17 protein-coding genes are annotated in these 23,361 nt (G+C 37.9%); 8 read left to right on the top strand and 9 right to left on the bottom strand.

What is annotated here, in order from left to right; all coding sequences use genetic code 11:
• Positions 1–4 precede the first annotated feature (4 nt).
• Positions 5–370 carry a DUF6249 domain-containing protein gene (locus G7051_RS05675; protein ID WP_166198987.1) on the bottom strand — a complete coding sequence of 122 codons (366 nt, stop codon included), beginning with the start codon at positions 368–370 and terminating at the stop codon, positions 5–7.
• A 175-nt stretch (positions 371–545) separates the two neighbouring features.
• Entirely contained in the window at positions 546–842 is a 297-nt protein-coding gene (locus G7051_RS05670) for a hypothetical protein (RefSeq protein WP_166198986.1), read from the bottom strand.
• 342 nt (positions 843–1,184) lie between these two features.
• Between G7051_RS05670 and G7051_RS05665 the strand changes: the two genes are divergently transcribed.
• Positions 1,185–4,007, top strand: a complete 2,823-nt coding sequence (locus G7051_RS05665) for an FAD-binding and (Fe-S)-binding domain-containing protein (RefSeq protein ID WP_166198985.1) — start codon at positions 1,185–1,187, stop codon at positions 4,005–4,007.
• A gap of 262 nt (positions 4,008–4,269) precedes the next feature.
• Here G7051_RS05665 and G7051_RS05660 read toward each other — a convergent pair whose 3' ends face one another.
• Both G7051_RS05660 and G7051_RS05655 read right to left on the bottom strand, forming a co-directional pair.
• Positions 4,270–4,839: a YdeI family protein gene (locus G7051_RS05660; RefSeq protein ID WP_166198984.1), complete on the bottom strand. Its 570-nt coding sequence runs from the start codon at positions 4,837–4,839 to the stop codon at positions 4,270–4,272.
• The gene (locus G7051_RS05655; protein WP_166198983.1) at positions 4,836–5,321 is read right to left on the bottom strand and encodes a cysteine hydrolase family protein; all 486 of its coding nucleotides are present in this window, start codon (positions 5,319–5,321) and stop codon (positions 4,836–4,838) included. The genes G7051_RS05660 and G7051_RS05655 overlap by 4 nt, the downstream gene beginning before the upstream one ends.
• 753 nt (positions 5,322–6,074) lie before the next feature.
• Between G7051_RS05655 and G7051_RS05650 the strand changes: the two genes are divergently transcribed.
• Positions 6,075–7,229, top strand: coding sequence for a DUF4861 family protein (locus G7051_RS05650; protein ID WP_166198982.1), 1,155 nt, complete (start codon positions 6,075–6,077; stop codon positions 7,227–7,229).
• Between the two features lie 35 nt (positions 7,230–7,264).
• Positions 7,265–8,044, top strand: coding sequence for a gluconate 5-dehydrogenase (locus G7051_RS05645; RefSeq protein ID WP_166112260.1), 780 nt, complete (start codon positions 7,265–7,267; stop codon positions 8,042–8,044).
• 73 nt (positions 8,045–8,117) lie between these two features.
• On the opposite strand, the gene G7051_RS05640 is transcribed toward G7051_RS05645, so the two are convergent.
• The 4 genes from G7051_RS05640 to G7051_RS05625 form a co-directional block, all read right to left on the bottom strand.
• Positions 8,118–8,966: a glycine betaine ABC transporter substrate-binding protein gene (locus G7051_RS05640; RefSeq protein WP_166198981.1), complete on the bottom strand. Its 849-nt coding sequence runs from the start codon at positions 8,964–8,966 to the stop codon at positions 8,118–8,120.
• The gene (locus G7051_RS05635) at positions 8,966–9,847 is read right to left on the bottom strand and encodes a proline/glycine betaine ABC transporter permease (protein WP_166198980.1); all 882 of its coding nucleotides are present in this window, start codon (positions 9,845–9,847) and stop codon (positions 8,966–8,968) included. Before G7051_RS05635 ends, G7051_RS05640 begins: the two co-directional genes overlap by 1 nt.
• Before the next feature lie 80 nt (positions 9,848–9,927).
• Positions 9,928–11,145 carry a glycine betaine/L-proline ABC transporter ATP-binding protein gene (locus tag G7051_RS05630; RefSeq protein WP_166198979.1) on the bottom strand — a complete coding sequence of 406 codons (1,218 nt, stop codon included), beginning with the start codon at positions 11,143–11,145 and terminating at the stop codon, positions 9,928–9,930.
• Positions 11,146–11,230: 85 nt separating this feature from the next.
• Positions 11,231–12,409, bottom strand: coding sequence for a hypothetical protein (locus G7051_RS05625; RefSeq protein ID WP_255493331.1), 1,179 nt, complete (start codon positions 12,407–12,409; stop codon positions 11,231–11,233).
• A 764-nt stretch (positions 12,410–13,173) separates the two neighbouring features.
• Here G7051_RS05625 and G7051_RS05620 point away from each other — a divergent pair.
• On the top strand, positions 13,174–13,449 hold the full coding sequence (locus G7051_RS05620) for a hypothetical protein (RefSeq protein ID WP_166198978.1): 276 nt from the start codon (positions 13,174–13,176) through the stop codon (positions 13,447–13,449).
• On the opposite strand, the gene G7051_RS05615 is transcribed toward G7051_RS05620, so the two are convergent.
• Positions 13,442–16,273: a triple tyrosine motif-containing protein gene (locus tag G7051_RS05615; RefSeq protein WP_166112248.1), complete on the bottom strand. Its 2,832-nt coding sequence runs from the start codon at positions 16,271–16,273 to the stop codon at positions 13,442–13,444. The two genes, G7051_RS05620 and G7051_RS05615, sit on opposite strands and share 8 nt — an antisense overlap.
• A gap of 268 nt (positions 16,274–16,541) precedes the next feature.
• On the opposite strand from G7051_RS05615, the gene G7051_RS05610 reads away from it, so the two are divergent.
• From G7051_RS05610 to G7051_RS05595, 4 genes are all read left to right on the top strand, one after another.
• Positions 16,542–19,688 (top strand): TonB-dependent receptor, encoded by a 3,147-nt coding sequence (locus G7051_RS05610; RefSeq protein WP_255493330.1) that lies wholly within the window; start codon positions 16,542–16,544, stop codon positions 19,686–19,688.
• A gap of 19 nt (positions 19,689–19,707) precedes the next feature.
• Positions 19,708–21,222: a RagB/SusD family nutrient uptake outer membrane protein gene (locus G7051_RS05605; protein ID WP_166112245.1), complete on the top strand. Its 1,515-nt coding sequence runs from the start codon at positions 19,708–19,710 to the stop codon at positions 21,220–21,222.
• Between the two features lie 24 nt (positions 21,223–21,246).
• Positions 21,247–22,119 carry a hypothetical protein gene (locus G7051_RS05600; RefSeq protein ID WP_166198977.1) on the top strand — a complete coding sequence of 291 codons (873 nt, stop codon included), beginning with the start codon at positions 21,247–21,249 and terminating at the stop codon, positions 22,117–22,119.
• Positions 22,120–22,277: 158 nt separating this feature from the next.
• A complete protein-coding gene (locus G7051_RS05595) occupies positions 22,278–23,360 on the top strand; it encodes a family 16 glycosylhydrolase (protein WP_166198976.1) in 1,083 nt (360 codons plus the stop codon).
• Position 23,361: the final 1 nt, after the last annotated feature.

The following is a 23,361-nucleotide window of genomic DNA, read 5'->3' as shown; positions in this document are numbered from 1 at the left end:
GGTGTTACTCTTCTAAGTCTTTATCTTTAGTAACGAAGTAGAATAAGACGTAAGCTAACCCAAGGAACAGGAGTACACAGGCTGCCATTGTATAACCTTCCTGTAAGGCAAGATACGTTTCTGCAATATTACCTATAAGTAAGCCCAGGGCGATGCCAATGCATAAGAAACCGTTTCTTAAAGACCTGTATCTGTTGGGTGTAGGCTTCGATTGCGGAGGAGGTACTATTCCTTGTTTGATCAGTTCCATATTCTCTTTGTTCTTTGTGCGCATACTTACAAGCCCGAGATACATCCCAAACCCGATAGGAAGAGCAACTGCCGATAGAATTGCTATAATTGGTATTAAACCTTCTTCTACAAATTCCATAATATTGGTTGTTTTAGTTGTTATTAATTTGTTTACATGAATATGACTAGACGAATTTGAGATTGGTTACAAATTTGAGTATTTTTTTTCAAATTAATTCTGTTTTATAGAAAATGAGGTATTTAGGGCTTATTCTAAATACCTCATCTTATAGATAAAATAATAAATTCGGATATTACCCTTTGATAACTAGGCATAAACTATCCTCCAAAGCTGTAACCGAGTGTATAATGTCGGCCGGAATAGGAGTTTCTTCATATTGAGACAGCATTACCATCTTTTCACCCTCTTTGTATACGACTTTACCTCCCAATACAATCAGCTTTGCAGGGATGTCGGTTTTGTGATCTTCCAAAACCATACTTTTAGTGAAACCTATGGCTATTACTTTGAAGTTTGTTCCGCTTTGTAATACTTTGGCTACAGGGCGTTTTGCCGATTCCAGGTCTTTGAGTATTTGTTTTATTGTCATGATTTTATTCTTTTATGATATAAGTTTCTATTAAATTATTATTTGACTTGCTCCAGCATTTGTATTCCTTTTTTTTCAGAATTATTTATAAATTCGCTCATGGCTGAATAGTATTTGATATTTGAATATATACAAAGCTAATCCTCTTGTGGTCTCGAAATTTGTATCAAATGTTACAACAGTAGTATTTTATATGTATAGGTTCTTTTTTAGGAGTTGGTAAAGAATAATAACTCTTTTTTACACATAAATACAGATAAGTTTTATAAATTGCATGGTATTACTTAACGGTAAGCATTTTCGAGAAGACCGAACTAAGATCAACTAAAAACACGATATACTATGTTACCCGCAAACTATGAGCAGCTGATAGGCGAGTTGTCGAAAAAGATCGACCCCAAACGCCTGATAACAAATCCTCTTCAACTTTTGGCATATGGTACCGATGCAAGTTTTTACAGGCTTATACCAAAGCTTGTGGTGCAGGTTCATTCGGAAGAAGAAGCCGTAGAAGTAATCCGTCAAACCGGAAAGCTTAATATACCAGTAACATATCGAGCTGCGGGGACAAGTCTCTCAGGGCAGGCAATAACGGATTCGGTATTAATGGTTGCGACTCACCATTGGAGAAAATACTCAATATTGGAAGATGGTCTTAAGATCAGGTTACAACCCGGAATTACAGGTGCAAGAGCCAATGTCTTTCTGGTTCCTTATGGTCGTAAGATAGGACCCGATCCGGCTTCCATCAATGCGGCTATGATTGGAGGAATTGCTTCTAATAATGCTAGCGGTATGTGCTGTGGTACATCGCAAAATTCATATAAAACCATATCAGATATCCGTATCGTTCTATATGATGGAACTATACTTGATACTGCCGACGATAACAGTAAAAAGGCTTTCAAAGAAAAGCACCCCGAGATTATCAAAGAAATAGAACAATTGCGTGATGATGTAAAAGCAGACAGCGTATTGTTCGAGAGAATTCAGCGTAAGTTTAAGATAAAGAATACAACCGGATACAGTATCAATGCCCTTGTCGATTATCAAGACCCGTTTGATATTATCAAACATCTGATGATTGGAGCCGAAGGTACTCTTGCTTTTATTTCGGATCTGACTTATCATACAGTTGTTGATGAGAAGTACAAAGCTTGTACTTTGATGATTTTCGACACCATAGAAAAAGCTTGTGAGGCTACTCCGTTGCTAAAGGAAAGTCCTGTTTCAGCAGTTGAATTGCTGGATAGGGATTCTATCCGTTCAGTAGAAAATGACCCCGATGCACCTGCTTATTTCAAAGAGCTACCCGAAACAACCTGTGTGTTGTTGGTCGAGATTCAGGCGAATACAAAAGAGGAGATGGATCAGAAGGAAGCAGCAATTCGCAAGGCAGTTGCACCTATTCCTACTTTTCAACCTTATGTGTTTACATCTGACCCTAAAGAATATAACTTTAACTGGAAAGCTCGCAAAGGCTTGCTGTCATCAGTTGGAGGATTGAGAAAAACGGGTACTACCTGTCTCATCGAAGATGTAGCATTCCCCGTACCTCGTTTGGCTGAAGCTTGTATTGCTATAAAAGACCTTTTCAAAAAGCTTGGATATACAGATGCAGTTTTGTTCGGTCATGCCTTAGAAGGTAATCTACACTTGGTATTCTCTCAGGATTTCTCAACCCCTGTTGAAGTTGAGAGATATGCTAAATTGATGGATGACTTATCTGATATTGTGGTCAATCAGTTTGACGGATCATTGAAAGCCGAACATGGCACAGGGCGTAATATGGCTCCATTCGTAGAAAAGGAATGGGGCGAGGCCGCTTATAAGATCATGTTGCGGATTAAGAATATATTCGATCCTCGCAGGCTGATCAATCCGGGAGTAATCATCAATCAGAATCCAAAGATTCACTTGGAGAACCTGAAACCACTTCCTGAAGCGCATGAGCTGATAGATAAATGTATGGAGTGCGGATTCTGCGAGCCGAATTGTGTTTCGGAAGGATTGACTCTTTCGCCACGCCAAAGAATTGTCATTGCCCGTGAAATATCACGCTTGAGAGCTGCCGGAGAAGACCCTGATCGTTTGAAGAAGATGTTGCGTGATGCGCAGTATTTCTCGAATGAAACTTGTGCAACCGATGGTCTTTGTGCATTGGCTTGTCCCGTGAAGATAGATACAGGTAAGTTTATCAAAGATTTACGCCATCAAGAAGCTACCGAAACAGCTATTGACTTGGCAGAATATATTGGAGATCACATGCCGGGTATTACCAATATGGGTAGAGCCGGACTTAATATTGTAGGCTTCTTTCAAACAGTATTGGGTGATAGCTTGATGGGTGGTATTGCAGGCAGTATGCGTTTCTTGACAGGTAATTCTATTCCGAAGTGGAATAAGTATATGCCGAGAGGTGCAAGAAAGATTAAGCACTCAATAGCCAATCCAGGGCAAGCCGATAAGGTGGTTTATTTCCCATCTTGTATTAACCGTACTATGGGTAAGTCAAAGGACTACAAGAAAGAAGATGTTGAACTGACCCGTAAGACGGAAGAACTTCTTCAACGTGCCGGATTTACGATCATTTATCCGGAAGGTCTTAATGCCCTTTGTTGTGGTATGGCATTCAGCAGTAAAGGATTAAAAGACGAAGGTACACGCAAATCTAAAGAATTGGAAGATGCACTTTATCAGGCCTCTGAAGGAGGTAAATATCCTATTCTGTTTGATATGAGCCCTTGTTTCTATACATTCCACGAAGCATACTCAAATAAAGATCTAAAGATATACGATCCGATAGAATTTATGCTTGATTTTGTCATGCCTAAGCTACCCGTTAAAAATCCACGAGAAGTAGTCAGCGTATTCCCCGTTTGTTCGGTTAAGAAAATCGGAATGGAGCAAAATCTATACAAGCTGGCAAAAATGTGTTCAAACAAAGTGGCAATGGTCGAAAGCAACTGTTGCGGCTTTGCCGGAGACAGAGGATTCACTTATCCCGAACTGAATAAACATGGTCAAAGACATCTTGCAGAACAAATTCCGGCCGGTTGCAAAGACGGTTTCTCTACGAGCCGTACTTGCGAAATCGGAATGACAGAATACAGTGATGTAAACTTTAAGTCGATATTCTATTTGATTGATGAGGTTACAAGGTGACAACTTGTATACATTTACTTCACATTTATAACAACTACTACACAAAAAGGTGACACTTTTGGGTAGTAGTTGTCACTTTTTTAAGAGGCTTTATTTCAGAGAGTAAAGGCCTAAAACATTACAAAAGTGACAAAAGTGACACGGGAAATATAGTTTACTTATTTGAGTTTTGTAATTCGTTTGTTTTATAGAAGTTTGGTGTTTAATAAAGTGACGAAAGAATTCTAAGAAAAATTCAAATTAGTCATCAATTTTATTTGAATTAATAGTATTTTTCAATTCCTCCAAATCCTGTTATTACTTTATTCTCTTTCGTTTTGTTGATAAAGTTATTTAATCGTTTTTCAAATTCTTCGGGTCGTTTCCTTGCAGCGTTAATGTATGCAATTCGGATACGTTTATATGTCTCGGATAAATGTTGATAGTTGTTCCATGCTATTTTATCTTCTCTCAGTGCATCAATTATATCATCCGGAAAAATAAAAGGGTCAGACAAAACAATTCGTATTTTATCCTCAAAATTCGGGTGTATTTTTTTATTTTCCAATAACCATTTGAGTCTTTCTTTGTTGGCTTGCGAATAAGTGCTTTTAGGGTTTCTGGGGGTGAAACGCTGAATTTTATGATCTTTGTCAAGCGACTTTATCGTACTGTCAATCCACTCGAAACAAAGAGCTTCTTCAACGGCATCATTGTATAAAATGCTTTTTTTACCCGAAGATTTAATAGGAAATACAAACCAAATTTCATTAGCAATCTCAAAGTTGTCTGTCAGCCACTTTCGCCAATCTTCTCGATTCTCAAAATACTTTATCTTATTTTCTATTGTCATAACAAGTCGCTCAAGCTAATTATTTTACAACCTTTACTCTCATAATAATGAAGCATTTCGTCAATTTTCTTTTTATCATAACTCGTAATGCAATCAGATAAGACATTAACGCTGTAGTTTGCTTTGCATAAGTTGTAGCAGGTCGATTTAACACAAGCAACAGCATCTGCTCCTGCTATATAGAAATCACATATTTCATTTTTATTAATAAAGTCTGCAAACTCTTCACTACTTAAGGCATTTCCTTTGTATTTTGTAAAAATATTGTTTGATGCTATTTTTAAGTCTGGGGCTAATTCCGCACCGCGCGTATTGGACTTAAAAGTCCTTGTGCCGGCAGATAAATTTTCATGCCTGATATAAACAACGTGAATATCATTATTAACCGCCCAATCAATAGATTGATTTATATTTTCAATGATATCCTTGTAATTCTTTGTTATATCATTTTGAATATCTATTATTACTAATGCTTTTTTCATTTTTCTAGCTTTTTTGAATCTTTATCAGGCGGTTTGGATGTCGTTTAATATTCAATTCTGTGTTCCATGAATAGCAACTACCGTACTTTATCTTTCAAAAACAAAGGTATTGAAAATAAAGATCAGGGAGAATAGCTTATCCCCTAATTATAAGGAATGCTGTTAAGCTGTTTGTGGGGATGGCTGCAAATTGACATATGGTAAACCTCATTTCACAATAGCATGTAGCATGTAGTGAAACCTGAAATTTTAACGGGCATTGTTCTCTGCGATATCTTTTCTTTAATAAACAATCTCTATGTAACAAAACTTACGAGTTTGTATTATCTATTTTATTTTCATTTGTAATCAGTTTCAAAGAACGCTTTTTTCTATTATTATATAGATAAACGAGATTTCGTTTATCTTGTATTGCTTAGTTTTTCCGACGCCTCTACTTATATTAAAGCTGTTGAAATTTTTCTATACGCCCTTTCTGCTAAAAGGTATTTGTCTGTTTAAGATATCTATATAGGCTTTTTTGATAGAAAATGCTGTGAAATTTATTTGTTATTGTTAACTTTAGCGAGTAAATAAACCGAATCTATTTTTTTATGAAGATGAAAAACGCCCGGAAATCTGTATTGGCACATAAAATAATCATATAAATTTTTGTTGGCACCTGAAACTCTTATCAGTCAATCGATGAGTGTTTGGGCACACATCGATGTGTTTGAAGCAAAAAAGAAGTATTTAAATATAAAATAATAAAAGATGAAAAGAGTAATTTATTTATTGTTCGCAGTGGTTTTACTTGCGTCTTGCAGCAGTAAACCAAAAGATCTGGCTGTGACAGTCGAAAATCCGAGTGATTTTGATCGGACTACTGACCTGGTCGAATTGCCATTGGAAGGTATAAAAACAAAAGTAACTTTAGCTGAAGGTCAGGCGTATGTTGTGAAAAATGCAAAAGGAGAAATCGTTCCATCGCAAGTAACTTACGATGGTAAACTAGTCTTTCAATCAGGAGTAAAAGCAAAAGGAACGGTAACCTTTACTGTTTCGGCAGGAGAGAATCCCGAATTTAAAGCACAAACTTACGGTCGTTTTATTACGGAGCGTAAAGATGACTTTGCATGGGAAAACGATCGTGTAGCTTTTCGTATTTATGGACCGTCTCTTATTGCGACAGACGGACCCAGTAACGGTTTAGATCTTTGGTATAAACGTACCAATGATATGAAGATTGACCAATGGTATAAAGATGATATTGCAGGAGTTGCATCTTATCACGAAGATCACGGTGAAGGATTGGACGATTATAAAGTAGGCCGTTCGTTGGGTGCAGGAGCTATGGCTCCGTTTGTAAATGGTAAATTGTGGTTAAATGAAAATTTTGCTTCTCAGGAATTATTGGAAAACGGACCTCTTCGTACTACTTTGAAATTAACATATAAAGATATCGAAGTAGATGGCAAAACATATAGCGAAAGCCGTACATTTTCTATTGATGCAGGCTCTCAATTCTCTAAAGTTGTACAAGAATATGGAGTGGCAGAAGATATGACTGTTGCAGCCGGAATAGCTAAGCGTGCCGCTAATGACACCATCATTGTTTCTCCCGATAATGACTATATTATCTACAGAGAACCAAGCGTAAAAGCAGGCCCTGTTTATCTGGGACTTGTTTTCCCTGCCGGCATAGATTCTATGGTAGTGGATACTTACAACGTAATGAATGCCAAAACTAAAAAAGACGATACTTATTCTCACGTCTTAGCAGTTGCTACTTACAAAGCTAATCAGCCGATAGTATATTATACAGGATATGGCTGGAGCAAATTTGGTTTTGCAGATGAGGCAGCATTCCAAACGTATACAAGTAATTTCTCTAAAGGCTTGAAACAGCCATTGGTGGTGAAATTTTAATTTGAAGTATAGATAAACTTTAAAATTCTTATAATATGAAAAATCAGTTTTGTTTAGAAGGAAAAGTTGCTCTCGTAACAGGGGCTTCTTACGGTATAGGCTTTGCAATTGCATCCGCCCTTGCAGGAGCAGGAGCTAAGATTGTTTTCAATGATCTTAAGCAAGAATTTGTAGACAAAGGCTTGGCTGCATACAAAGAAGCAGGTATTGATGCCAAGGGCTATGTATCTGATGTAACCAACGAAGATCAAATAAATGCAATGGTTGCACAAATCGAAAAAGAAGTAGGCGTAATTGATATACTTGTAAACAATGCAGGAATCATTAAGCGTATACCCATGATCGAAATGTCGGCAGCAGAATTCCGTCAGGTAATCGATATTGATCTGAACGGACCATTTATTGTTGCAAAAGCAGTAATCCCCGGTATGATTAAAAAAGGAGCAGGTAAAATAATCAATATCTGTTCGATGATGAGTGAGTTGGGACGCGAAACTGTATCGGCTTATGCAGCAGCAAAAGGTGGCTTGAAAATGTTGACACGTAATATTGCTTCCGAATACGGAGAATTCAATATTCAGTGTAATGGCTTAGGACCGGGTTACATTGCTACACCTCAAACAGCACCATTGAGAGAAGAAGGACATCCTTTCAATTCTTTCATTATTGCAAAAACACCGGCAGCACGTTGGGGAACTCCCGAAGATTTAGCAGGTCCTGCAGTATTCCTTGCTTCGGATGCTTCCAACTTCGTAAACGGACACGTTCTTTATGTAGATGGTGGTATCTTAGCTTATATCGGAAAACAACCTTGATTCAGTAAACATTTACGAACCATGATAGAAAGAAAATCCCATTACAACGATAAGTTATAATGGGATTTTTCTGTTATTTCATTTCTTTTTCTACCACCCATGATTGCAGCAGGTCTTTGTGTTTATTATAAAAGAGTCTTGCTCCTATCATGGGATCATTATCCTTTAGCACATCGCTCATTAGCTCATTAAGCATTTTCTCATCCATTGAGAAATTGGAAAAGAATTTTGCCAATTCAGGCTTGTCAGTAGAGAAGCCTTTTCGGGCAATGATCTTTATTTCATCTTTCGGATAAATGTTTTTCGGATCATCCAGTGGTTTCAGATCGTATTCAGCCCACATGAAATGAGGCTTCCATCCGGTGATAACCACCCATTCTTTATGGGCAATTGCCTTTTTTAAGGCTGTAATCATGGATGTTTCCGAAGATGCAATTTGAGTTAGTTCCAAATCATAGGCTTTGATGGCATCTTCGGTGGTTCTGTAAATACCTGCCCCCGATGCTATACCATAGATTTTTCCGTTGAACTTATCTCTATTCGCATTTAATTCTTCTATCGAATTTATATCTACATAGGTCGGTACAACCAGCCCTGTAATACCGTCGTCAAACGTAGTGCCTAATAGATCAATTCTATCTCCGTAGCGAGTCCAATAATCCTTATGGGTATTGGGTAACCAAGTGTCCATACATACATCGGCATCGCCACGCGATAACGATGCATAGATAGGACCCAGTTCTAATCGCTTAATGGTAACAGTATATCCTTTTTCTTCGAGAATAATTTGTGCCAGATTAGTAATGGCTATACCTTCCGCCCAATTAGGATAGAGTAATAATACATCTTGTTTTTTTATGCGTTGGCAAGCCGGCATAATGATGAGGCAAGCCAATAATATAAGTAATATATTCTTTTTCATTATTTAGCTACCTCCTTTTTTTGTCCTATCGATTGGGTTGTTCTGTCTAATATAATGGCAAGAATCACAATACACAATCCTGCCTCGAAGCCAAGAGCTACATCGGCTTGTTGGATACCGGCATATACGCTTTCTCCCAGTCCGCCTGCACCAACCATCGACGAAATTACCACCATCGACAGAGCCAGCATTATTACCTGATTTACTCCGGCCAATATGGTAGCCATTGCCAGCGGTATCTGCACTTTAAACAAGGTCTGTCTGCCTGTACATCCGAATGCAACCGAAGCTTCCACAATTTCTTTGGGAACATCACGTATTCCTAGAGCAGTCATACGTACCGCAGGGGGAAGAGAGAAGATAACGGTTGCCACAACTCCCGGAACATTACCTACTGAGAAAAACAAGATGGCAGGAATCAGGTATACGAAAGCCGGCATGGTTTGCATCAGGTCGAGTAGGGGTCTTACCATAGCATTTACCTTTTTGTTTCGTGCACACCAGATTCCCAGAGGAATACCAATGAGCAGAATGATAAATGTGGCAACTATTACAAGCACTAGTGTATTGATTGTCTCTTCCCAAAATCCCATCCAGTATATAAGTAGGAATCCTAATACACAAAAGATCGGTAAGTCAAATATATCTTTTGCACTTTGCTTTGTTACATTTAATTTACGACAGCTTTTATTTTTAATTACAAATGTCAACAGTGCAAACAATGCGATAAGTATATAAAAGGGAATCGATAATAATGCTCCCTGCATAACATCGACACAATTTTCGATGATGATCGTTATTTGTCTAAAGACAGGCTCTCCTGCATCCGAAAGCCAATCGACAAAATGTTCTACGTATTTTCCTATATTTAATTTTTCCATATGGATTCTTATTCTTTTTTAGATTGTAAATATTGATTCTGCTTATTTCTCTTCAGTCTATAAAGAGTGGTTCTGATACCTTAATTGGCACTCTCTATAATAGACTGTACTTTATCGTCATCATAACCGGTTACCATAGATACCACATCCGAATGCCGGATATAGCCAACAGGACGGTCTTTGTGGTCAACCACAGCCAATGGGTATTTTTGGTTGATAAATAATGGCAGTAGATCTGTAATAGAAGTGTCCATCGAAACTTTAGGTATATCGTTTACGATAGAATCAATATTATTTTCTTTGTTGGCTATCTTTTTGCGAATGTCTTTCTCACCGACATAACCAATAAGACGTCCCAGATGGTCAACAACGGGGAGAAATTTCAGTAAGTGGCGTTCCATTAAACGGAGGGTAGAGGCCGGGCCATCTTTTCCCAGCCATATTCGAGCCTTGAAAGGTTCGTTTATAGCCGAAGCAGTTATAATTTTAGCCATATCTACATTTCCGATAAAAGCTTTCACGTAATCGTCAGCCGGATTGAGCAGTATATCTTCAGGAGTACCTTGCTGAACTATTTCTCCGTCCTTCATTATGGCAATCGTATTACCCACTTTGATTGCTTCATCTAAATCGTGAGTAATAAATATGATTGTCTTTTTCAGAGATTGCTGTATTTCTACCAATTCATCTTGCATCTGTGCCCTGATAAGTGGATCTAAGGCACTAAACGCCTCATCCATCAATAGTATTTGAGAATCAGTAGCAATGGCACGGGCAATACCTACACGTTGCTGCATACCTCCACTGAGTTGGTGGGGAAATGAGTTTTCGTACCCCGAAAGGTCAACCATGCTGAGTATCTCTTTAGCCTTTGCATGTCTTTCTTCCTGAGGTATGCCTTGTATCTCTAATCCGAACGCAACATTATCTAAAATGGTACGGTGGGGAAGTAATCCAAAATGCTGGAAAACCATTCCCACTTTTTTTCTGCGTAGATTTAGCAATGCATGTTTATCCATTTTGGTAATATCCTCCCCATCAATCACCAAAGATCCAGATGTGGGTATATTCAGCATATTGAAACATCTTAATAAAGAAGATTTTCCACTCCCCGACAATCCCATAATAACAAATATTTCACCTTCATTAATCGAGAGGTTTGCATTCTTTACTGCAATGGTACACCGTGTCTTAGAATGAATTTCTTTTTTACTTTTACCGCTTTTCAACATTTTGTATGCCTGTCTTTTGGCAGAACCAAATATCAGGTACAAATCTTTTATTTCTATCTTACTCATATATTAAGAATGTTATTAAAGGTCTGAGACCTTATGATACTTTCTGTTTGTGTTTCTATTTTATCTTTATCTAATTAACTATACCTTAGAAGTAATAGCCTATATTTATATTCAGACGGCTGTTCCATCTGGCATCAGCAGCGCCTTTTCCCAATCCCTCTCCAAAATCGGATGTTAGCCAGGGGTGATTCTTGCCTAAGGCATAATCTACATACGTATATATAGGCCCCGAGGCTATCAGCATACCCGGAACAAACTGCTGTGTATCGTGAAATCCCGCTTTTCTTTTATGTACAACCGAATAGTCAATATAAGGTTGAATACTGGATATAAGACGTCTATTGACAGGTATGCTATACGAAATACCTGCAACATATATCATCCCTTTAGCGGCTACGTCATAAGCCGATCCGTAGGCACCCATCTGTACGATATCGAGACGTTGATTGTTATCCGATTGTGCGTTGTAGTTATAACCTATAACTTCACCTTTAAAGTTCCATCGGTTATAATTTATCAACGTATGGGCTGCCCAGCTAAAACCCCAATTCCGCTTGTTGAGTGTTTCATTGTATATACTACCCATTTCAGCCGAAAGTCCGAGTTCTACTTCCGGTAATATTTGATAGCGTATACGTCCGTTAAACTGATCCAACTCTCTGATATAAGCATCTACTTTTTCACCATTGATATATCCGTATGTAGGAACTATGGCATAAGAGTACCGACCGTTACCAACCGAGTTGTCATCGGCATTAGATGGTACGGAACCTCGGGGCGCGGCTTGCCTGAAATAAGCAGCCTCTACTCTCAGTTTATGGCGGATGTAAAAGAATCCGATTCCTGTATTGTAGGTATCTTCCCATCCCAGATAATAAGGAACCTGAAACAACCACGAATGTGAAGCAAAGTCTCCAATCCCAAAGGGCTTCTGGAATACACCCAGTTTGGCATACCAGTTGTTATCGATTTGATAACCGATAGAGGCATGATGTAGAAAATGTGTTTTGAATTCGGGATAGAAACGATACTGGAAGCTGAGATCAAACCCTTTTTGGTGGGCTTCGACAGATAAAAACCAGGTATCCATCCTCACGTAGGTGTCTAAATCGTTGTTGCTCGATTCGTAATTCTCCATAACTGCATTGAAGCGTACAGCTCCACCGAGCTTGAAGAAGTCTTTTTTTATACTGTCATTTTTAGCATATAAAACAGATGCACAGAAAACAAGAAAGTAAGTTATATAGATACGTATTTTAAACATACATTTTTAGTTTTAGGCCTAAAACCTTTGACTGCTTTGATAACTTTAAGTATTTGAGAAGGTTTAATGATCTATTTCTAAACCATTACAACCTAAAGTCGTTATACTTGCCAAAGCAATAAAAAGGTCTGAGCCCTTAAACAGTTTGGGTGTTAAATAAAACAATTATTTTACAATAGGTGCATAACAACACATGTCAGGACAAATCAGATCAAATGATTGTTGGAGTCCAAAGATGTTACGCTAAAAAATACATAGAATTCAGATTTTCGAAGGGCCTTTGTCTAATGATTATTGACAAAAAATATGCTGCAGACCTAATCTGAATAATGAGAGAATAATTCTTTCATCAACACAAAGATATGAAAAAACAATTAAAAATCAGGACTTTAATTTGGTGAAACGGAATTAAGTTAAAAAATAAAGCCTGTTTGAGTTTTGTTAAAGTGTAGTTTGTTTTCTGTATGTCAGCCTGTTATGTGAGGGTTGTCCTCGCAGGCTTTTTTTTATAAAAAAGGTGGAAACTAAGTCCTTTAATTAAGTTGTTTTTAACTACACACAATCAAAGATTGCTTGTATTCCTTTTGCCCAAAGCCGCAAAAGGAATCAAAAAGGCTTTGTGCTGCGTGGCTCGCCTGACTGACTTAAGCCTGCAGGCTAAACTAAACCTATTGCCTTATGGCACGTTTAGTTTTACGCCTGCTTCGCTTGTCAGCCAACGGCTGTGCCACTGATGCACTGGAGCTGACGCACGTAAATCGCTTTTGCCCGTCAGGCTACTGACCTTGGCGGTTGCACGGGGTACCCGCAGGGCGAATGAAAGCGTTAAGAAACAAAAGGATATCAACGATAAATGTTTTTCTTTTGTTTTAGCTTTCGAGCCCGTAGCGGGTCGGGCAAAAGGCACAGTCTTGATCTTTTGTTTCGTTTTGCATCAAGGCAAAATGAAAAACAAACCCAAAGGGTGCGTTAGAAAGATTGGCGTAATTGATAAATATTATCCTTTCGATAAAGTAAAAAATATAGGCGATTTTACTTAAGGCTATGTAGAAAATCAGATAGATTAATATCTTTATCCAAATTCATTTTCTTTCGTAGTCGATACCTGCTAACTTCTACTCCACGAATTGAGATGTTTAATAAAGGAGCTATTTCTTTCGATGTAAGATTCATTTTCAGATAAGCACATAATATTTTATCATTTCGGGTGAGATTCGGATACCTGTCATCTAATAAATTGAAGAAATCTTTATGTATGAGATTGAAATTTGATTGGAAAATCTGAAAGTCTTTATCGTGATCAATATTATTATTGATCTGAGTAATCAATCGAACCACTTTCTGTTTTATGATATTCGGCTGCTTGTTTTCATCCAAAGATTTCGATATACTCATTACATTCTTACGGACATCCTCCAGCATTTCGTTCTTTCGGACGATATTAAGTATATAGCCCGATAATTCCTGTGTTTTATAATGAAGTTTGGTCTTCAGGTTTTCGTTTTGCAGTTCATATATTTTTTTATCCTTTAGCATCCTTTCCTCTTCGTAACGTTGGCTTTGAGCAATCAGTAAAGCACCTTTCTCGTTGATTATTTTCTTTTGTTTACCAATTGTTCTTCGATATACGATAAACGAAAGCAACATAAGGAATAAGCCATAGACAATATAAGCCCATATAGAGCGATACCAAGGTGATAGAATTTCAAATTTGATAGCTGTTGTTTGTCCCGGTGTATTCTCACCTTTTATATAAGCTTTTACTTCAAACGTATATTCCCCTTCCATCAACTTTGTGTATTCTTTGATGGTCTTAGGTGAAGGTGTACTCCATTTTTCATCTATCTCTTTCAATCGATATGAATAAAGAATATCTTCATTTTTCGAATATTCGGTAGCAGCAAAATGGATATTAATAGAGTTTAATGAATAAGGTATGACAATTTTCTGAGATGAATTTCCATAATAAAGAGTACTGTCATTGCTGGTTGCCACCAGCTTTCGGATAGCAATATTCAAATTGTGATTTATCTGGCGTTCACGAGATAAATCGACCTTGACGAAAGCCTTGTCTACAGCTACAATTGCAGATGTCGAATCGAGAAGAGAGACATTTTCGTACCCGCCTATCAGATCATTCGCTAACCCGATGTTATAGGTTTGCTGGGTATATCCATCTTTCTTATAAGGTAAAAACTTAAGACTGCGGTCTGAAACATACCATATGTTTTTCAGGTTGTCCATTTTCAGATATTCATAATATCTACTTCCGTCCAAAAGTTTTTCCAGTTGGAGATAGCGATCAAAATTATCCGAGATACGGCTGTACTGATAAATTCCATCCTGAGCACATATTACCAGATTATTGTCAATTTTGCTGAAAGTAGTATTCTCGTCTATTACTATATTTTTCAGAGCATATTCTTTTCGGCTTATCATTGCCTTCTGCTCGTTGTCAAGAGTTATTCTCTGAATATATCCTCCCATATTTACAACCCAGAAAGTATTGTTTATGTCATCTTCGATAAAACCGCGTGATGAGTTAAAGAAATTGCCAACATTATGAGAGAATTGCCAGACTCCATTCTTTTTTTCTAATATTCTGAATCCCGAATAGGCTCCTGCAATCATACGATTACTATTTGAAGCCAGAGGATGTATTTCCCAGATACCTGTCAGATTTATCTTATAGGTAGATTGTGGAGATATGACGATTATACCATTGTCGCCGGCACTGAACAGTGAATTATCATAGACATTTAACGACCAGATTTGACCTTCCGAATCTTTAATGAGTTGGCAGGTACCGTTTTTATCAAGTTTGTATAAACCCTGATTGGTTCCCAGATAAAGCTCGTTGTTAAACAGGGCAGAGCAGTAACCGGTTCCGATAAGTGAATTTATGGCAAAAAGAGGACGAACTGGAGATTGTAAGTCGATGTATCCAACTCCTTTATCGAGTCCTAACCACAGGTTATTGTTTTTATCGAATGTAGAGCTTAATACGGTATTGTTACTTAAGCCGTTTGTTATGTTAAACTCTTCGTGATATTGCGGGTCTTTGAGATCGAAAAGAAAAACTCCGTTCTGAACAGAACCCAATGCAATTTTAGAACCCGTTAACGAAGCACAGAATAGTTGGTTTTTGGCAATGAAGCCATCGGCAATAGAGCGTATTTTGTTATTCCACATATGATCCATCAAAAATATTCCATCACGGGCTGTAACAGCTAATATCTTATTGTCATATGGAATCATTTCAACAATTTTCGATCCTTTAAGCGATTCCGATGGAGCAAGCAGTTCTATTTTATTTCTGTGATTCAGAAAAAATATACCTTCTGCTGTTCCTATATATATTTTGTTGTTAATTATAGTGGAGCAATCTATTTTGTAGTTAGTGGTGATGACAGAGATAGTATCTGCTGCTGGGTCATAAACTAATATACTTCCATCGTCGAGAAAATAGGTTTTATCCTTTACAGTGTATATGCTCCAAACTTCTCCCCACCAGTTAGCCAGTTTTTCGGAAAGCGAATGATAAGCAAGTTGTCCTATACTGTTAGGTTCAAAGTAGCCAAACTCGGAGCTTCCTCCCACATAAATTTTTTTTTCGCTGAACTCTATAGACCTTACAATTTTATTCTTTATAGGATATAAATTCCAGTTTACACCATCGAATTCTAATAAGCCGTTTGTATTGGCAAAATACATCCACTCGTTGCTTGATTGCTTAACCATCCAATTCTGAAAACCACCTTTATAAGTGTTCCTTTCATAGTTGATTATGTTTCGTTGCCACGAAGCAAAAGCCGGTAATTGAAACAGCAGTAAATAGCAAATTATATGTAGAATATATTTCATAGTTTATCATAGTTAAAAGTACACTAAGTTATAAAAGATTTTTAAATGTAAACAAAAGTTTTTTGAAGTATGTTTTTTATTATTAAAAAAATGATTTATAATATGTTATATGTCAGTTGTAGTAGTGTTGTCGTATACAAGATTTTATTTTTTGAGTTTTTGACGTAGTTAAAATTTTTCACAAAAAGACTTCTGCCAATACCTTCATCAACCGAAAAGAAGTTTTCCGCAGATTTGATTCTGCAACAACCTTTAAATAAATCAAACCATGAAGAAAAAAATGTTTGCTATCAATCGGCAATTATTAGGACTTGTTATGTTCCTGATATTTTTCCCGATGATTGCTTTTGCCCAAGGCAATCAAATTACAGGAATTGTCACAGATGCAAAAACAGGTGAAGCACTTGTAGGAGTATCTGTAGTTCAGAAAAACACTACAAACGGAGTTATAACCGATCTGGACGGAGCCTTTCAAATCAATGCTCCACTTAATTCAGATTTAGTAATTACTTATCTAGGTTATAAAAATCTTGAAGTTAAAGCTTCCTCAACATCATTAAACGTAAAGCTCGAAGAAGCCGGAGAGCTTTTGGATGAAGTTGTTGTCGTAGGTTATGGTGTTCAAAAGAAGAGCGTCGTTACAGCTGCTATCAGTAGCGTAAGAGGCGACGACTTAGCTCTGAAAGCTCCTACTCGTATCGATAACGTACTGAAAGGTATGGTGTCAGGGGTAAATATTACTCAGGCATCCGGACAACCCGGAGACGGATCGAGAGTGCGTATCCGTGGTATAGGTACTATCAATAACAGTGATCCTCTATATATCGTAGACGGAATGCCTATTTCGGGTGGAATCGATAACATCAATCCCGCAGATGTGCTGTCGGTAGAAGTCCTTAAAGATGCTGCATCCGCTGCAATCTACGGAACGCGTGGAGCTAATGGTGTAATCTTGATAACTACCCGCCAAGGAAAATCAGGAAAGGCTGTAGTTACATATAACTTTACTTACGGATGGCAGAATGCAGCCAAGAAAAGAGCTGTGCTTGATGCTACCGAATATGCTATCTTGATGAATGAGCAGAACATGAATTCGGGAAAAGCTCCTATTTATGCAGATCCTCAATCGTATGGAAAAGGTACCGACTGGCAAAAAGAAACATTTAACTCGGATGCTCCTATGTACGAACATCAGGTGAGTGTAGCAGGTGGAAATGATAAAGGAAATTATTATTTGTCATTAGGCTATTTCAATCAAGAAGGTATCGTTGGAGGTAATTTCGGGAGATCAAACTACGAAAGATATTCTATCCGTTTAAATAATAACTATACAGTATTTGACGATTCTAAGACACGCAGTGTACTATCTACTTTGAAGATAGGTACTAATTTGACTTACGGTCGTATAAACTCTACAGGAATCAGTACAAATAGTGAGTTTGGTTCGCCACTGGGTAGTGCTTTGGCTATATCGCCTATGTTAACCGTGTTAGCACCTGATCCCGAAGCTACATTAGCTGCTCATCCAACAGCAGTAAGAGACCGAAATGGAAATGTATTTACAATCGTAGGCGATCAATACAATGAAATAACTAACCCGATAGCAGCTTTGTCGTTACCTCCCGAGAAAAATAACTCGGATAAGATTTTAGCTAACTTTTGGGGAGAGCTTGAACTTTATAAGAACCTTAAATTCAAATCGTCTTATGGGGTTGATCTTGCATTCTGGGGTGCTGACGGATATCTGCAACCTTATTATCTGGGAAAAAGTAACCATGTAGATGAGTCGAAAGTCTGGTCATCCATGAACAGAGGCTTTACATGGCAGATTGAAAATACATTATCTTATACAAAAGATATACAAGATCACCATTTTACAATCTTATTAGGTCAATCGGCATTGTCAAGCAGATCACGTTCACTTTGGGGACAAAGCTACTTGCTGAGAGATGATAACCCTGACAGAGCTAATATCGATTTTACCGATCAGCCTCAAAAAGCACGTGAAGCATCAGGTAAAATGGGGCCTTACTATCGTTTGGCTTCTTACTTCGGTCGTTTAAGCTATAACTATCAGGAACGATACATGGGTGAACTTACAATGCGTCGTGATGGTTCTACTAAATTCGGACCCGATAACAGATGGGCTAATTTCTATTCTGTATCATTAGGTTGGAATATTACCAATGAGAAATTCATGGCAGATCGTCCCGATTTCCTTACCTCATTGAAATTGCGTGGTAGCTGGGGACAAAATGGTAATGACCAAATCGGAGATTTCAGATATACTACCATGATTGATGGTGGAAATAATTATATTTTCGGAAGAGAAGGTGCTATTATTGTAGCTCCCGGATCTAAACCTAACGGATATCCGAATGCTGCTATTGGTTGGGAAGAATCGGAACAAACCAATATTGGACTTGACTCTCGTTTCTTCAATGGTGCATTATCGTTCACTGTAGATTGGTTTGATAAGAGAACCAACGGTATGTTGATGCAAATGCCTTTACCTGCATATATCGGCGACACCCCTCCTATGGGTAATGTGGGAGATATGAAAAATACAGGTGTGGAGTTTGATGCTTCCTATCAATTTAAAGTAGCAGATGTATCGATACATGTAGGAGGAAATGCTTCCTATATTAAAAATAAGTTGATCGAATTAGGTAATAGCAACGGATGGGCTAATTATGATGGTATCCAAAGTATCGGAACAATCACAAGAGCTGAAAACGGTGAGCCATTCCCATTCTTCTATGGACTTAAAACCAATGGTATCTTCCAGACTCAACAAGAGATAAACGAATATGTAGATAAAGACGGTAAACTGATACAACCTAAGGCACAACCCGGAGATGTACGATTTGTTGACCTAAACGGAGACGGAGTTATTAGTGATGATGATCGTACCAAAATAGGAAAAGGTATGCCGGATTGGATGTTTGGATTTAATGTGGGTGCAGAATGGAACGGTTTTGATTTTAATATGATATTACAAGGAACATCCGGTAATGATATTTTTGACGGAACACGAAGAATCGACCTTGCAAGTGTCAACTTACCCGGATATATGCTAGACCGATGGACAGGACCGGGTTCTTCGAACAGAATACCTCGCCTATCACTAAATGATGATAATGGAAACTGGCAATCTTCGGATTTATACGTAAAAGACGGTTCATTCTTAAGGCTTAAAAACATTCAGTTCGGATATAGTTTACCTGCATACATTGTTAAGAAAGCATATCTGGGAGCTGTCAGAGTTTATATTTCGGCAGAAAACTTGTTGACTTTCACTTCATATGATGGTTTTGAACCTGAAATTTCATCAGGAGGTACTTCATTGGGAGTAGACAGAGGTGTATATCCTCAGGCAAGAACAGTATCTGTAGGTGCAACTGTTACATTTTAATTATTAAAACGAAATCACAATGAAAAAAATAGTATTATTTGGTCTGACTGCTCTACTAGTGTTAAGCTCTTGTTCAGAGTCTTTTCTGGAGTCTTCACCAACAACACAAATACCCGAAGAAGAATTTTATAATTCGGAAGAACGAATCACTCAAGGTTTAGTAGCTGCATATGGTCCTCTTCAGTGGCCCGATTGGGCATTCGGACAATACAATCCGCTTCAGTTTGTATCGGATGCTATGTCGGATGATGCACGTATAGGTGGAGGTAATGCAAAGGATAACGAGCATTTGCAACGTATGCGATTCTTTAATGCAACACCCGTATATGTATGTGAAGCACTTTGGACAGTATTCTATTCAGGAATCAACCGTTCGAATATTGTAATCAACCGTATCGACAATGTGCCTAATTTGAATCCTGCAACTAAGGATCGAATTTTGGCAGAAGCTCATACTTTGAGAGCATATTATTACTTCTGGTTATGGAAATTATGGGGAAATGTTCCTTATTACAGTGTAAACCCGTCAACACCCCCTTTCCTTATTCCTCAGATGCCTGCAGATCAGGTTTATGCAAAGATTGTAGAAGATCTGGATTTTGCCTTGAATGGAGATAAACTTCCATTAACAGTTACCGCAAATAAGGAGATTGGTCGTATAACTAAAGCTACAGCTCAGATGTTGAGAGCTAATGTTGTAATGTATCAAAAGGATGAGACTAAATATGCAGAAGTATTGAAAGATATGCAAGCTATAATTGGCTCTGGTGTATATGAACTTAACGATTCTTTTGCAGACATATGGGAAGATAAAGGCGAATGGAGTAAAGAATCTATTTTCGAAGTTAACTATTCGGATGATTTAAGCGGACGTAGCTGGGGTAATCCTTTGGCAACCGGAGGTAGTGTATATCCAACTCTTATAGGTATCAATGGTATTAGCAATAGTCCTGAGTTTGCCGGAGGATGGGGATTCGAACCGGTTGAAAAAGAATTGTACGATTCGTACGAATCAGCCGATCAACGTAAAGATGGAGGTATCCTTAACTTTGCAAAATATAAAGAAGAATATCCTGACGCAAGTTATAGTCCACGTTATGATGACACCGGATATTTCAATCGTAAATACCTGCCACGTCAAGGAGGAAACAGCAAGAGTACAGGAGATAAAGATTTGAATTATAGAAATAACTATCGTGTATACCGTTATTCAGAAACGCTTTTGATCGCCTCAGAACTACTAGTTCGTACAGGAGGAAGTCAAACTCAAGCCGATGAGTATTTAAATAAGGTAAGAGCGAGAGCTTACAAAAATACAGGGAACTACAAAAAAACAGCAACTCTGGATAATCTTTTGATGGAGAACCGATTGGAGTTTGCTTTGGAAGGACACCGTTTCTGGGACTTGGTTCGTTTCGGTAAAGCAGAACAAGTATTGGGAGCAAGAGGTTTCAACCCCAATAAAAAACACTTGCCTATACCTCAATCCGAAATCGATAAAGCTCAAGGTACATTAACTCAAAACCCTTATTAACAGGAACCTTAATTTTAGAAAATCATGAAAGCGAAAAAATATATATTAGGTCTTCTGGGTATGGCTCTGTTGTTTACAGGATGCGATCCCGAAGTAGGAAGTAAGCCGAGTATTGGCGATGCACCATCGGTTGATGATATTAAATTTACAATGACGCCCAGTGCCGAAGATCCCAATACAATTCAGTTCGATTTTACAAGTGATCTGATTTCACCTTATTGGGCTATAACCAAACTCGACGGATCGGTTATGTCTACCAATAAACGATCATTCTCCCTCAAATATATGTGGGCAGGAGAATATGACGGTTCTATTCAGGCATACGGTCGTGGCGGTTTAAGTGAACCAAAATCATTTAAAGTGAGTGTTGCTAACAATGATCCTATAATTTATTTGTTGACAGGAAAAGATACCCCCAAAGTATGGATATGGGATTCTTCGGTTCAAGGTCACTTAGGATGTGGCGAACCGAGCACAACTACTCCTAATTGGTGGAGTGCAGGCCCTAATGAATTAAAAGGAAGAGGCATTTACGATGACGAACTCACTTTTAATCTCAATGCAACACGTAGTTACTCATTAAAAGCAAATAATGATATTTATGTAAATGAATCTGCAGCCAAAACAATGGCTCCCGATTTATATCCCAATGGGTCAACTGTAGCTGTTACCGTACCATATACTCAACCTGCGGGTCAAACATGGTTTATGGATAGAGACGCTGACGGAAAACTTTATCTTACTTTTTCAGGCAAAGGTTTTCCAAGTTATGTAGCAAGTCCCGATGTATTGGGAAATGTACGATACGAAATTCTGGAGCTGACAGAAACTGCATTGCAATTGCAATGGAAGGGATCGGGCATCAATTGGTATATGAGATTTAAGGTTAAACAGTAATTGTCAAAGTGTGAAGAGAGCAGATTACCTTCCCGATTTACTTAGGTAATCTGCTTTGCTTTATAAGTACTAGAAAGTATTTACTAATAACAATCGGTTATATGTATACTTAATAGAGAGAATTATAAATAGGTCTGAGACCGTAAAAGCAAAAGTCCATGATAAATAAACATCTATTTACAGCCATAGCACTCTTCTTTTGCAGCACATTACTCTGTAAATCGCAAGCTCCGGCAGGATATGATCTTGTTTGGCAGGAAGAATTTAATGAAGCTCCTAACACGAATGGTTCACTACCTCTTCCGGGAGATAAATGGTGGTTCGAAACCGGAGGCAGCGGCTGGGGAAATAATGAACTGCAATACTATACCGATCGTACAGCAGGTACCGATACAGTAGTAAAAATAAAAGATGGTAACTTAATTATTACAGCATTTAAACGTCCGAAGCCCTACTACGGGATGGATTATGTGTCGGCTCGCATGAATACTGTCGAATCGTGGAAGTATGGGTATTTCGAAGCTCGAATAAAAGTAGCAGCAGGCAGAGGTACATGGTCGGCATTCTGGATGATGCCTAAGAATTTTACAGCATGGCCACTGGATGGAGAGATTGACATAATGGAGTATGTAGGTTATCGTCCTGATGTAACCCAAGCTTCAATCCATACAGACTTGTACAATCATAAAATCGGTACGGAAAAAACAGCAACTAAAGATATTAAAAACGCAGAAACCGAATTTCATGTATACGGATTAGAATGGACTGAAGATCAAATTACAGGATATGTGGATGGAGTTGCCTATTTTACTTTTAAAAACGATCATTTAGGAGATAAACGTACATGGCCCTTTAATGTACCTTTCTATCTGAAATTAAATTTGGCTATCGGAGGTGACTGGGGAGGTTTACAAGGAGTTGCCGAAGATATATTCCCTTCGAAATATGAGATTGATTACGTAAGAGTATATCAAAAGAAGGAGGTAGCTTCCATCGAAAAAGAGCTACGTGATGAGGTGCCATTTACTTTTAATAAAGAAAATAAATCGCTTTCGCTCCATCTTAAAGATGGAAACATTACCACTCTTAATATAAGAGACATCCAAGGCAGGCTTTATAAAACAAAGTCTGTTGAAGATGATAACGCAAGTATTGATTGCTCGGATTTACCCCGAAATGGAGTATATATACTCACCTTAAAAGGCAATTCAACCCAGGAAAATTATAAATTCATTAATTAAA

The organism is Dysgonomonas sp. HDW5B, from assembly GCF_011299335.1.
GTDB lineage: Bacteria > Bacteroidota > Bacteroidia > Bacteroidales > Dysgonomonadaceae > Dysgonomonas_A.
The sequence above is the reverse complement of the archived record's forward strand: the minus strand, read 5'-3'. Positions and strand labels throughout refer to the sequence as shown.